Annotated in this window: 14 protein-coding genes; 10 read left to right on the forward strand and 4 right to left on the reverse strand. The window is 71.6% G+C overall.

All coding sequences use genetic code 11. The annotated features are described in order from the left end of the window. The first annotated feature begins 73 nt into the window (after positions 1-73). The 6 genes from OVN18_RS03495 (at position 74) to OVN18_RS03520 (ending at position 4,781) form a co-directional block, all read left to right on the forward strand. The gene (locus OVN18_RS03495; protein WP_267781947.1) at positions 74-397 is read left to right on the forward strand and encodes a hypothetical protein; all 324 of its coding nucleotides are present in this window, start codon (positions 74-76) and stop codon (positions 395-397) included. After that, a complete protein-coding gene (locus OVN18_RS03500; RefSeq protein WP_267781948.1) occupies positions 394-1,677 on the forward strand; it encodes a hypothetical protein in 1,284 nt (427 codons plus the stop codon). The genes OVN18_RS03495 and OVN18_RS03500 overlap by 4 nt, the downstream gene beginning before the upstream one ends. 65 nt (positions 1,678-1,742) lie before the next feature. Next, positions 1,743-2,582 carry a hypothetical protein gene (locus OVN18_RS03505; protein ID WP_267781950.1) on the forward strand — a complete coding sequence of 280 codons (840 nt, stop codon included), beginning with the start codon at positions 1,743-1,745 and terminating at the stop codon, positions 2,580-2,582. An 83-nt stretch (positions 2,583-2,665) separates the two neighbouring features. Then, a complete protein-coding gene (locus tag OVN18_RS03510; protein ID WP_267781952.1) occupies positions 2,666-3,616 on the forward strand; it encodes a GumC domain-containing protein in 951 nt (316 codons plus the stop codon). Continuing rightward, complete coding sequence (locus OVN18_RS03515; RefSeq protein WP_267781955.1) at positions 3,613-4,182, forward strand: hypothetical protein; 570 nt, start codon at positions 3,613-3,615, stop codon at positions 4,180-4,182. Before OVN18_RS03510 ends, OVN18_RS03515 begins: the two co-directional genes overlap by 4 nt. After that, a complete protein-coding gene (locus OVN18_RS03520; RefSeq protein ID WP_267781956.1) occupies positions 4,173-4,781 on the forward strand; it encodes a hypothetical protein in 609 nt (202 codons plus the stop codon). The genes OVN18_RS03515 and OVN18_RS03520 overlap by 10 nt, the downstream gene beginning before the upstream one ends. Before the next feature lie 4 nt (positions 4,782-4,785). On the opposite strand, the gene OVN18_RS03525 is transcribed toward OVN18_RS03520, so the two are convergent. Next, entirely contained in the window at positions 4,786-5,145 is a 360-nt protein-coding gene (locus tag OVN18_RS03525) for a hypothetical protein (RefSeq protein ID WP_267738197.1), read from the reverse strand. A 116-nt stretch (positions 5,146-5,261) separates the two neighbouring features. Here OVN18_RS03525 and OVN18_RS03530 point away from each other — a divergent pair, with 116 nt between their 5' ends. From OVN18_RS03530 to OVN18_RS03540, 3 genes are read left to right on the forward strand one after another with little or no spacing between them, the layout of a single operon-like run. Then, positions 5,262-6,230, forward strand: coding sequence for a ring-cleaving dioxygenase (locus OVN18_RS03530; protein WP_267781958.1), 969 nt, complete (start codon positions 5,262-5,264; stop codon positions 6,228-6,230). After that, positions 6,227-6,871, forward strand: coding sequence for an alpha/beta hydrolase (locus OVN18_RS03535; protein ID WP_267738200.1), 645 nt, complete (start codon positions 6,227-6,229; stop codon positions 6,869-6,871). Before OVN18_RS03530 ends, OVN18_RS03535 begins: the two co-directional genes overlap by 4 nt. Before the next feature lie 47 nt (positions 6,872-6,918). Then, positions 6,919-7,353, forward strand: a complete 435-nt coding sequence (locus OVN18_RS03540) for a hypothetical protein (RefSeq protein WP_267781959.1) — start codon at positions 6,919-6,921, stop codon at positions 7,351-7,353. Between the two features lie 30 nt (positions 7,354-7,383). Here the strand turns inward: OVN18_RS03540 and OVN18_RS03545 are convergent, their stop codons facing one another. Next, a complete protein-coding gene (locus tag OVN18_RS03545) occupies positions 7,384-7,743 on the reverse strand; it encodes a DUF7882 family protein (RefSeq protein ID WP_267738202.1) in 360 nt (119 codons plus the stop codon). A gap of 84 nt (positions 7,744-7,827) precedes the next feature. Continuing rightward, complete coding sequence (locus OVN18_RS03550; RefSeq protein WP_267781960.1) at positions 7,828-8,943, reverse strand: AAA family ATPase; 1,116 nt, start codon at positions 8,941-8,943, stop codon at positions 7,828-7,830. A 313-nt stretch (positions 8,944-9,256) separates the two neighbouring features. Between OVN18_RS03550 and OVN18_RS03555 the strand changes: the two genes are divergently transcribed. Then, positions 9,257-10,264, forward strand: a complete 1,008-nt coding sequence (locus tag OVN18_RS03555) for an isopenicillin N synthase family dioxygenase (protein WP_267781962.1) — start codon at positions 9,257-9,259, stop codon at positions 10,262-10,264. Here OVN18_RS03555 and OVN18_RS03560 read toward each other — a convergent pair. After that, positions 10,261-12,363: a heavy metal translocating P-type ATPase gene (locus OVN18_RS03560; RefSeq protein ID WP_267781965.1), complete on the reverse strand. Its 2,103-nt coding sequence runs from the start codon at positions 12,361-12,363 to the stop codon at positions 10,261-10,263. The two genes, OVN18_RS03555 and OVN18_RS03560, sit on opposite strands and share 4 nt — an antisense overlap. Positions 12,364-12,418: the final 55 nt, after the last annotated feature.

Raw genomic sequence — 12,418 nt, forward strand, 5'->3', positions numbered from 1 at the left:
GTGCGCTCCCCATCGCGGCCATCCGTGACGCCCGGTAACGTCGTCGTCATACCTGAGGGGGGATCGACGAACGATGACCGACATCATGCTCGACCTGGAACGGCTGCGAGAGGCGCGTACCGGTCTGCGGGCATCCATCGAGGCGTTCAGCGAGGCCTCATCCTTCACCGACGGCATCGAGAGGTCGATCGGACGCCCCGATGACCGCGGGGCGCTGCGCGACAAGGCGCACGACTTCGAGGGCGCCTGGAACGACAAGCGGGATGCCCTCGCCGAGAACCTGCAGAACATCGAGGATCAGCTGTCGTCGATCATCGACGGCTGGACCGAGTGGGATTCGCAGACCGCGGCCGATCTCGAGGGCGCCGTGAGCTCGACACCAAACGGAGGGGCATGATGCGCTCCCCGAACCGTGGCTACGAGCTGCGCCGGCTCGAGGGCGAGTCGTACGAGATCTGGGAGCGCGGAGACCGGCTCGTGCAGCTCGGCGAGCAGATGGACTCGACCGCCGACACGCTCAGCACGATCGGCGACTCCTCGATCCACCGCTCGAAGGGCACCGAGAAGCTCGCCGAGATGGCGAGCGAGACGGCGGCCGACCTCGCCGCCGCCGCGACCCGCTACGACCTCACCGGCCGCACGTTGCGTACCTACGCCGCCGCACTCGGCATGGCGCAGGGCTGGATCCACCCGCGCATCGATGACATAGAGGCGGCCGAGCTCGCCTACCAGGCGGCGCAGGAGGCCCGCGCCGACGCCGTCTCGGCGCACGACCGGCTCGAGAGCGTGCTGCCGTGGGAGGACAAGCCGACCGATCAGCAGCGCGCCTCGACCGACGCCGACATGTCCCAGGCAAACACCGCCCTCACGCTCGCACAGGAGAACCGCGACGAGTTGTGGGAGCAGTTCGAGACCCGCTTCAGCACGTGGTCGGACGCCTACGACGACGCCATGGACGGCATTCAGAACGCAATGGACACCGCCGGCAACAACGACGGCTTCTGGGAGTTCATCGACAACGCGCTCGACGTGATCGCGGTCGTGCTGCTGGTCCTGACGGTTCTCGCGCTGGTCATCGGAGCTCCGATCGCGGGACTGCTGGGAGCGATCATGCTCGGCCTCGCGGCCCTCGTGCTCGCGCTCAATCTGCTGAAGTTCGCTTTCGGACGAGCCACGCTGAGCGACGTCGCCTGGGCGGCGGTCGGACTGCTGCCCTTCGGCCTCGGGCGCGTCCTCTCCCGCGGCGCTCCCACGCTATCGGCCGTCATGCGGACCAGCCGCGGCGCGATCACGCAGTCGGTGCGCTCGAGCCTGCCGGCCTTCCGGCTGCATCGATGGAGCACCTGGGGGACGCCGTGGAACTGGCTCCGCGCTCCCGCGCACGCCCGCGGGGCAGCTCCTCATCCGGGAGTCTTCGTCAACCCCTTCCGCACGATGGCGAACGGCGGGCCGCAGATGCAGCAGATGGAGCGCTTCGTCACCGGTCTCCGCACGTCGCAGTGGAGCGAGCTCGCGGGAGTGAGACAGACCGCAGCTCTCGTCGACGCCGCCCGGCCGACCGTGGCCCAGGCCGCCGTCAACATCGGCTCCTGGTCGACCTTCTTCGCGGTGGACGTGGCCGACATCACGGGCGTACGACCGGACATCCCGCTCCTCACCGAGGTGCGTGTTCCGTGACGGCTCCGGAGGCTGTCCTCGGCGGCAGGAATCGCACCGCGACCCGCGGGATCATCGTCGCCGCCGTGACCCTGCTCAGCCCGGCGGCCCTACTGCTCGCTTACCTTCTCGGATCCCTGGTCCTCACGGGGGCCCAGGTGATCGCCGACCGGCCTCCCGCGTGGCGTCCGGTCGTCGACTGGCCCGTCTTCACCGTGAGCCCGTGGATCACCGTGCCGCTCGCGGCGGTCGCGCTCGCCGCCGTTCTCCATCAGGCACGCCGCGCCACCGTCACCCGAGCACTCGTCCTCACCACGCTGCTCGGATGGGCAGCGGCATCCGCAGGCTCCTCGTGGTTCTTCGCTCTCGCCCTGCCCCCTGCCGCGCTGGTCGGCTCACCCCTTCTGGGCCGCAGCGATCACCTGATTGCGGCCGGCATAGGGGTGCTCGTCATCGCCGTACTCATCGTGCGCCTCGTAACGGTGGGGCGGTCGCATGACCGACTGGTGCGGGCAGGGCTGCTCGGCTCCGGGGTGCTCCGCATTCCCGACGATTGGGACCCTCGAGCCGCCTTCACCCTCGACGCGCCGGTGCACTGGCACCGGATCGGTTCGGAGGTGCTGCCGCCGCACGTGAACTCGTCGAGCGAGGCTCCGGTCTCGTTTCTGCTTGCAGGATCGTCGGTCGACCGGGCACCGAGCGCGTCCGGCGAAGAGTTCGTGGTCTCGAGCGGGACTCCGGTCGAGCGCTCGGTCGCTCGCACCGACGACGTGATCGCGGTGTCGTACGTCTTCTCACGGAACCGCGGCGATGACACCCGGCTCGACGCGATCATCCGCCCGTCCAGCATGCGTTCACCCGGCGAGGTCGACGCGCTCGTCGCGACGGCTGACACGATCGCGGGCACGTTCCGATGGCGCACGTGATCGACGAACGGAGCGCCCATGACGACCGCTGACGGCGTCGTCGCGATACCCGACAGCATCGCCGCCTCCTCCCGCTGGAGGTCGTGATCGTCGACTCGCCCTTCATCCTGCGGGACCGCGCCTATTGGCCGCTCGTCGCCGTCATCGGTATCTGCACGATCGGCCTCACTGTCATCGGCATCGGATTCGGCATTCTGTCGAGCATGCTCTCGGGCGGTCAGATCACCGAGGTCCAGCGTCCGACCCGCAGCGCGATCGTCCCGTGGCCGTTCGTCACGCCTCCCGCGCTCCTGACGATCGTGGCGGCCGCGCTCGCTCTGGGGGCGAGCATCCTCCTCGCGGCGCGCACGTCCGTTCGCACCTCCGGATTCCTGACCACGACTTTCGGCTGGTCGCTCGCAGGCATGCTCGGCGCCGGGGCGCTCGCGGTCGCTTTCCCGAACGCGCGCGTCGGCGGATCCGCCCTGATTCCCGGTCTCTCCGACCACGCCATCGGCGCCGCGGGATTCGCGCTCGGGGCCGTGACGTCGATCCTCGGGCAGACCCGCCTGCAAACGGGGTACACGGCTGCGCGCGCTGCGGGTCTGAATCCGGCGTTCTTCCCGATCGTCCCCCCGCAGGGCGCTTCGCTCGTGCCGGAGCTCCACATCGAGGCTCCGCCGATGTGGCGGTGGATCCTCCACGACGGGCGGCCTGCGATCGCGCGCACGGACGATCGTCCCGCGCCGATGCGGATCGTCGTGCCGGACCGGGACGCGCCCCCGTTATCCGACCCCGCGCCGACGGCAGCGGCCGTCAACGGAGCGCCGACCCGACGCGAGATCATCACCGACTCCTCAGGAGGCACGATCATGCGATACCGGTACCAGGCGAAGATCGACGAGCCGGAAAGAGTGATAGAGATTCACATAACCGCGACCTCCGACCGCCACTCGATGCAGGCCTACCGCGACTGCGCCGACTTGATCGCCGGCAGCGTGCGATGGACGGCGGTGCTTGCCGAGAAGCGCAGACGACCGTGGTGGCGCCGATGACCGCCCCACCCACGGGCTACCACCTGCTCGTGCCGCCCGGCTGGCGGCGCTTCACCGCCGACCTCGAGGGCAAGCAGCAGCTCATCGCACTCGCCTCCGCGAAGCTCAAGCCGCTCGGCCGCCCCGACCTCGACGCCCAGGTGCGCACCATGATCGAGCAGCAGTGGAGCCGGCTCGCGGTACTGCGCGCCGACGGCGTGTACATGCCCGGCGACGACGAGGATCTGCCCGTCACGCCCATGACCCTGGCGGTGCTGCGGCAGGTCGCGCGCCCCGGCACGACCTTCGCCGACCGGCTGCAGGAGCTCGCCCGCACCGCCACGACCCCGATCGAGACGCCGCTGGGGGTCGTGCACCGGTGGGAGACCTCCGAGCGCTCCACAGGCGAGCTCGAGGGGTCGAGCGCGCGCATCATCGGCTACGGCTTCCCGGTTCCGGGCGAGCGGGCCGATCGCGGTGCGGTGCTCCTGGTGAGCATCCCGTACCCGAACGATGCCGACCGCGAGATCGTGGACGCGCTCGTCGAACTGGCCGACACGATCGCGGAGACGTTCCGATGGCGATGACCCTGCAGTACGCGCTCGACCTCGACCACCGGCTCTGGCTGCCGGTGCCGCTGGCGTTCCCCTGGAACGACTTCGCCTCGGCCGAGGAGTGGGCCACCGCGATCGCCGACGGGATGCTCGCCGAGGTCGACCCGTCCATCCGAGCCGCCCGGCCCGAGCTCGACGCCGTGCAGCGCCGCGACCTGCTGCGCGCGACGGCACTCGCCACCGTCGTCGCCGAGCCGCCGCTCGACGAGGTGTCGGAGCGCTTCTGGCTGCTGCCCCGCGAGGGCCGGGAGGCCGTTGTGCACCTCTACGTCTCCGACTACGAGGGCGGCACGACCCACGACGACCTCGCCGCGATCGCGGTCGCCGGGGTCGGCGGCGTGCTGCACGGGGTGGAGCCGACGCCGGGCACGGGCTTCGACGTCGCCGCCCGCGGCATCGTGCTGCTGGAGACCACGACCCCGCCCGTCGTCGTCACCCGCCTCATCGGCATCGCCGAGCAGGCCGTGGCCGTGCTCGAGCTCATCCACCCCGACCCCTCGGCGGTGGCCGAGGTGCTGCCGGCGATGGAGCCGCTGTTCGCGAGCATCCGGATGCGCCGGGTCGAGCAGTAGCCGGTCAGACGGTGAAGTCGGGCCGGATGCTCCAGCCCGTGTACTCCTCCAGCGTGGCCAGCAGCGTCAGCGCCTGCAGCCGCGCGTGGTCGTCGCTCACGGTCGAGTAGACATCGATCGCGAGGGGCGGCGGCTCTCCGAACTTGGGGATCTCGATCTCGACCCAGGCGCCCTCGACGAGCGGCACCTTCGGGCGCATGGTGCGCTGGTTCTCGACGGGACGGTCGACGGCGAGCGCGACGATGGCGAGGGCATCCAGTTTGGTGACGGCGCTGCGCACCACGATCGTGGCGCAGTACTCGACCGGCTGGGGCGCGCGGGGCCCGAGGCGGGAGAGGAAGCGGCTGGCGTCGAATCGCGTCATCGTGCGTTCACGCTAAAGCGCGAATCTGGGGATGCCCCGCGCACGATGCACGGAATACTCCCGGGATTCGATGCGTTTGCATGGATATCATCGGCACTGTCGACAGGAGAAGCATCATGACCGCCACCACCGAGGGCCTGCACCACGTCACCGCGATCGCGGGCGACCCCCAGAAGAACATCGACTTCTACATCCGCGGCCTCGGACTGCGGCTCGTCAAGAAGACCGTCAACTTCGACGACCCGGGCACCTACCACCTCTACTACGGCGACGAGGCGGGCCGGCCCGGCAGCCTCATGACCTTCTTCCCGTGGCGGGGCGTCGCCCCCGGCCGCGTCGGTGCCGGCCAGTCGACCTCGACGGCCTTCAGCGTTCCCGCCGGCTCGCTCGGCTGGTGGCACCAGCACTTCAGCGACCTCGGCTTCGACCCGCGCATCACCTCGACCTCGAGCACCGAGGAGCGCCTGCTCGTCATCGACCCCGACGGCCTGCAGATCGAGCTCGTCGCCACCCACGCCGACGACCCGCGCGACCCGTGGGACTCGGCCAGCGTGCCCGCCGAGTACGCGGTGCGCGGCCAGCACTCGAGCGTGCTCACCGTGCGGGACGCCGAGCGCACCGTCGGCCTCATGGTGGACGACCTCGGGATGCGCGTGGTCGAGCAGGAGGGCAACCGCACCCGCCTCGCCGCCGGCGACGGCGCCCCCGGCACCCTCGTCGACGTGCACGCCTCGAGCCTCGCCCCCGCGGGCCTGACCGCCGGAGGCACCGTGCACCACATCGCCTTCCGGGTGCCCGACCAGGCCACCCAGCAGGTGTGGCGCGACGAGCTCGCGAGCAAGGGCCACCAGGTCACCGAGATCCTCGACCGGCAGTACTTCACGAGCATCTACTTCCGCGAGCCGGGCGGCGTGCTCTTCGAGATCGCCACCGACACCCCGGGCTTCGACATCGACGAGCCGCTGCTCGAACTCGGCCGCTCGCTCAAGCTGCCGCCGTGGCTCGAGCCCTCGCGCGAGGCGATCGAGGCGCGCGTGATCCCCGTCGCGCTGCCGGAGGAGAACAACCCGGAGGTGGCGGCATGACCGCCGGCACCCCGGCGCTCGCCGAGTGGCCGCACCTGTTCCGCGCGGGCGAGGCCGGGCATCCGGTGCTGCTGATGCTGCACGGCACGGGCGACACCGAGCACGGCATCGCGCCCCTCGCCGCGCACCTCGACCCGCAGGCGGGCGTTCTCGCTCCCCGCGGGCTCGTGCGCGAGGGCGGGGCGACCCGCTGGTTCCGCCGCATGGGCGAGGGCGTGTTCGACGTCGACGACGTGATCGTGCGCGCCGGCGAGCTGGCGGCCTTCATCGCCGCCGCCCGCGTCGAGTACGGCATCGAGGATGCCCCGCTCATCGCCGTCGGATTCTCCAACGGCGCCAACATCGGCCTGGCCACCGCCCTGCTGCACCCCGAGGCGATCGACAGGGTCGTCGCGCTCTGCGGCATGTACCCCTTCGCCGAGCGCGACCCGATCGGCGACGTCTCGGCCGTCTCGGCGCTGCTCGTCAACGGGGCCGCCGACCCGATGGCTCCGGCCGCGAGCGTCGCGCACCTCGCCGAGGTCGCCGAGCAGCACGGGGCGACCGTGCGCCGGCACATCCGCGCCGGCGGGCACGGCGTCGACGTCGGCGACATCGCCGCGGCGAAGGAATGGCTGGCGCAGCAGCGCACCGCCGCGTAGCCTGAGCCTTGCTCGGCACCGGTCGGGCGGGGCGAAGGGGAGCGTCGATGCGCGGACGACGATTCGGACTGGCGGCGACCGCACTCGCGGGGGTCGCGATGATCGCCGGATGCACGGGCGGAGTCGGCGCCGCTTCCGGGCTCCTCGAGCGCGAGCAGACGCCCGAGGACCGCGTCGAGACTGCCAGCCCCTTCGAGACGACCGCCTTCGACCCGGAGAGCACGAGGCTGCTCGGCGAGCACGACGGGGTGCGTTTCTACTTCATCATCGACACCGAGGCGCAGGAGACCGGTGGTCAGGCCGAGTGCCTGCTGGCCGTCCCCCCGGTCGAGGAGAACTGGCTGGGCCTCTGCAACGGCGGCGGCGAGGGAGGCGGCGGCGGAATGGGCGTCGGCTCGTTCCGGTACGACCTCGGCGGCTACGCATCGCCCGAGCTCGCGGAGGGCGAGGTCACGGTCGGCGACTACGTCATCGTCGAGTAGCCCGCGCCGGGCATCCCGCGGCGGCGCACGCTAGGACAGCGGCTGGTCCTTGCGCTTGACGCTGTTGCCCTTGCTGCCGACCTGGTGCGACATGCGCGGGTCGTCGGAGAGGTCGAGACCCGAGGGCGAGAGGGAGGCCACGGCCATCTCCTCGAGCCACTCGCGGTCGAGCTGCTTGTGGGCCGGGCCGTCGTAGCGGAAGTAGAGCGGGATCGACGGGTCGACCCAGACGGCGCTGCGGCCGTCGCCGACGCTCTGCGGGTCGCGCCAGCTGAGGAAGAAGTTCTCGCCGCGGCGCAGCTTGCCGGCGAAGAGGATCTGCAGGTGCTGCAGCACGTAGTCGTCGAAGGCGAACTCCTGACCCGTGGTGCTGTAGACGAGAGTGCCCATCGCGATTCCTTCTTGCCGCAGACCGGTGGATGAGCGCGAACGGATTCGCGCCTCTCCCATATTATCCGGGCGGAGCGACCGTTCTCAGCCGCGGCCGGGCCAGGTCCAGGCGGGCCCCTCGAAGGGCAGCACGCCCACCACGCTCGTCGCGATGCCGGGCTTCACGAGCTCGATGACGCCGGCGTCGGCCCGCAGCCCGCGCACCAGCCCCTCGGCGTGCGAGACGACCACGATCTGGCTGTGCTCGGCCGCGTCGACGATGAGCGCCGCGAGCGCGGGCAGCAGGCTCGGGTGCAGGCTCGCCTCGGGCTCGTTGAGCACCAGCAGCCCCGGCGGCCGCGGGGAGAGCAGCGCCGTCGCGAGCAGCAGGAACCGCAGCGTGCCGTCGCTGAGCTCGGCCGCCTCGAACGAGCGGTGCACACCCGGCTGGCGCAGCCCCACGCGCGCGATGCCGCGGTCGTCGTCCTCGACGACCGCCTCGGCCCCGTCGAAGGCGTCGCCGACCGCGTTCTGCAGCCGCGCCGCCTGCCCCACCCGCAGCACGGTGGCGAGCGCGCCCGGCAGGTTCGCGCCGTCGCCCGAGAGCACCGGGGTGAAGGTCGCCGGCCCCGGGCGGCGCGCGGGGGCGTCGACGTCGGTGCGCAGCGCGTCGTAGAACCGCCAGCCCCGCGCTCGCTCGCGCAGCGCGAAGAGCTCGGGCGCCGAATCGGGATCGGCGAGGGTCGCGAGCATCGACTCGGTCTCCCGCACCCGCCACGGCGCCGTCTCGAGCGTTCCGGACGCCCCGCGGAGGCGCACCCTCAGGGATTTGCGATCGGCCGCGATCGTCGAGGGGCGCCGCGTCTCGCCCGTCCAGACCACCTCGGTCTTCACCTCGGGATCCTGCGGGAAGGGGCTCACCCCCGGCTGCGGCATTCCGAGATCGATCGCGTACGACAGCTCGTCCGCCGCGAAGCCGAACCGCATCGCGACCGCATCGCGCCGCGGGCGGTCGTCGGCGAAGAGCGCGCTGCGCAGACCGCCCTCCGCGGCGAGCGCCGTCAGCGCGCCGTCGCGCACGATGCCGGCCAGCAGCCGCAGCGCGCGGTACAGGTTCGATTTGCCGCTGCCGTTGGCGCCCGTGACGACCGTGAGCTGCTCCAGGGGCACGACCAGGTGGGCGAGCGAGCGGTAGTTCTCGACGGCGAGGGTGCGCAGCATGCCGCCCAGGGTAGAGGGCACGACCGACGCGGGGCGGGCATCCCGAATCGGATCGGGCTTGGCCCGGGCGCCCCGAGGGGGTTACGCTCGACCCATCGTGAGCACCCTCCGCTGTCTCTGCTGTCGCCGCTAGTCGGTCGCCTCCGCGACCCCCGGCGCGCTCCTGCCGCGCCCCCGACTGCAGACCCCGCTCACGAGCCGCCTGGCGCCCGATCCAGCCCCTTCGAGGGTTGGGGTGGGCACGATGGATGCGCGACAGGGCGATGCCGTCGGTGACCCCGACCCGCCCGTCCCCATCGAAAGGAACCCTCCCGTGGCCTCCCTCCCCATCATCGATCTCTCCCTGCTCGACGGCTCCCCCGCCGATCAGCAGCGCTTCCGCGACGAGCTGCGCGCCGCGACCCACGACGTGGGGTTCTTCTACCTCGTGGGCCACGGCGTGCCCGACGACCTGTGGGCGCGCATGTTCGACACCGCTCGGGATTTCTTCGCCCTGCCCGAGCAGCAGAAGCTCGCGATCGAGAACGTCAACAGCCCGCACTTCCGCGGCTACACCCGTACGGGCGGCGAGCGCACCCTCGGCAAGGTCGACTGGCGCGAGCAGATCGACATCGGCGCCGAGCGGCCGGCCGTGCCCGCCGGTGAGGGCGTCGAGGACTTCTGGATCCTCGACGGCCCGAACCTGTGGCCCGAGCAGCTTCCGCAGCTGCGCGTCGACGCGGAGGAGTGGATGGCGCTGCTCACCGACGTGAGCACGCGCCTGCTGCGCGCCTGGGCGGAGTCGCTCGGTGCACGCCCCGACGTCTTCGACGAGGCATTCGCCGCGAACCCCTCGCCCAACATGAAGATCGTGCGCTACCCGGGCATCGACGCCGAGGAGCCCGCGCAGGGCGTCGGCGCCCACAAGGATCTCGGCGTGCTGACCCTGCTCGCCGTCGAGCAGGGCAAGGCGGGTCTGCAGGTCGAGAAGGACGGCGACTGGATCGACGCCCCGCCGATCGACAAGGCCTTCGTCGTCAACATCGGCGAGCTGCTCGAGATCGCCACCGACGGCTACCTCAAGGCGACCAACCACCGGGTCATCTCGCCGAAGGCCGGCACCGAGCGCATCTCCATCCCCTACTTCCACGGGCCCGCGCTCGACGCCGTCATCCCGACCATCGAGCTGCCCGCCGAGCTCGCCGCCGAGGCGCCGGGCGTCGAGCGCGACCCGAACAACCCGCTGCACCCCGTGTTCGGCCGCAACTGGCTGAAGAGCCGGCTGCGCGCGCACCCGAACGTGGTCGAGGCGCAGCACCCGCACCTGCTGGTGAAGAACTAGCCCTTCGACGCCTCGACCTGCGGCTGCTCGGCGGGCCGCAGGTCGAGCCGGCGCAGCAGCTGCGCGTTGAGCGCGACCACGATGGTCGACAGCGACATGAGCACCGCACCGACCGACATCGGCAGGATGAAGCCGATGGGGGCCAGGATGCCCGCCGCGAGCGGCACGGAGAGCAGGTTGTAGCCCGCCGCCCACCACAGGTTCTGCTTCATCTTGCGGTAGCTCGCCCGCGACAGCTCGATCACCGAGAGCACCGAGCGGGGGTCGTCGCCAGCGAGGATCACGCCGGCGGAGCCGATCGCGACGTCCGTTCCGGCGCCGATCGCGATGCCGACGTCGGCCTGCGCGAGCGCGGGGGCGTCGTTGACGCCGTCGCCCACCATCGCGACCTTGCGGCCCTCCTTCTGCAGGGACTCCACGCGGGCCGCCTTGTCCTCGGGGCGCACCCCGGCGAACACCCGGTCGATGCCGAGGTCGGCGGCGACGGTCTGCGCCACGGCCTCCGCGTCGCCGGTGATCATGACCACGGTGACGCCGCGCTGCTGCAGGGCATCCACCGCCTGCCGCGATTCGGGGCGGATCTCATCGGCGAGCGCGAGCGCCCCGGCCACGCGGCCGTCGATCAGCACGTGCAGGATGATGGCGCCCTGCTCGCGCCACTGCTCGGCGACGGCCAGCTCGGCGACGCCGTGGTCGTCGAGCAGGCGCGGGCCGCCGACGGCGATCGTGCGGCCGTCGACCTCGGCGCTGACGCCGGTGGCCGGGCTCGAGGTGAAGCCGGTCGCGGTCGGGATGCTCAGCTCGCGGTCCTTCGCAGCCGCCACGATCGCGCGGGCGAGCGGGTGCTCGCTGTCGCCCTCCGCCGCGGCGGCGATCGCCAGCAGCTCCTCGTCGGTGACGCCCTCGGCCGTCTCGACGTGCGTGACGGACGGAGCGCCCTTCGTGAGCGTGCCGGTCTTGTCGAACAGCACGGTGTCGACGGTGCGCATGCTCTCGAGCGCGAGGCGGTCCTTCACGAGCACGCCGGCGCGGGCGGCGCGCTCGGTGGCGATGGAGACCACGAGCGGGATGGCGAGGCCGAGGGCGTGCGGGCAGGCGATGACGAGAACGGTGATGGTGCGCACGACGGCGTCGCCGGGGCTGCCGAGCAGCAGCCAGGCGGCCGCGGTGATGACGGCGGCGCCGAGGGCGAACCAGAACAGCCACTTCGCGGCGGTGTCGGCGAGGCGCTGGGCGCGCGAGCTGGAGTTCTGGGCCGTCTCGACGAGCTGGCGGATGCCCGCGAGTGCGGTGTCGTCGCCGACCGCGGTGACGGCGATGCGCACGCCGGAGTCGGTGGCGACGGTTCCGGCGACGACCTGGTCGCCCTCGCCGCGGCGCACGGTGCGGGATTCGCCCGTGATCATCGACTCGTCGAACTCGGCCGAGCCCTGCGTGATGCGGCCGTCGGCGGGCACGCGGGCGCCGGGGCGCACGATGACGACGTCGTCGAGCTGCAGGTCGTCGGGCGAGACGGTCTCGGTGCCGTCGGCGGTGACCCGCTCGGCCTCGTCGGGCAGCAGGGCCGCGAGCGAGTCGAGCGCGCTCGTGGTCTGCGCGAGCGATCGCATCTCGATCCAGTGGCCGAGCAGCATGATCACGACCAGCAGCGCGAGCTCCCACCAGAAGTCCAGCTCGTGCGAGAGAAGGCCGAGGCTCGCGCCCATGCTCGAGATGAAGGCGGTCGTGATCGCGAGCGCGATGAGCAGCATCATGCCGGGCTGCCGGGCCTTCAGCTCGCCGACGGCGCCGGTCAGGAACGGGCGCCCGCCCCAGACGAAGATGACCGTGCCGAGCACCGGCGAGATCCACTCGACCCCCGGGATGCCCGGCAGCTCATAGCCCAGCAGCATCGAGAACATCATGCTGAAGCCGACGACCGGCGCGGCGAGTACGAGGTTCCACCAGAAGAGTCGTCGGAACTGGGCGACGTGGTCGCCGTGACCGCCGTGGCCTCCGTGGCCTCCGTGGCCGGAGTGACCGCCGCCGTGACCGGCGTGCGGATCGTGCTGCGCGTGCTCGTGAGTGGGGGCATCGAGATGCTGAGTGTGCTGGCTCATGCGGCCAAGATATACCCCCCTGGGGTATCGCGCAAGGGGGTCGGTGTGAACCTGG

Source organism: Microcella daejeonensis (assembly GCF_026625045.1).
In the GTDB taxonomy this organism is placed as follows: Bacteria; Actinomycetota; Actinomycetes; order Actinomycetales; family Microbacteriaceae; genus Microcella; species Microcella daejeonensis.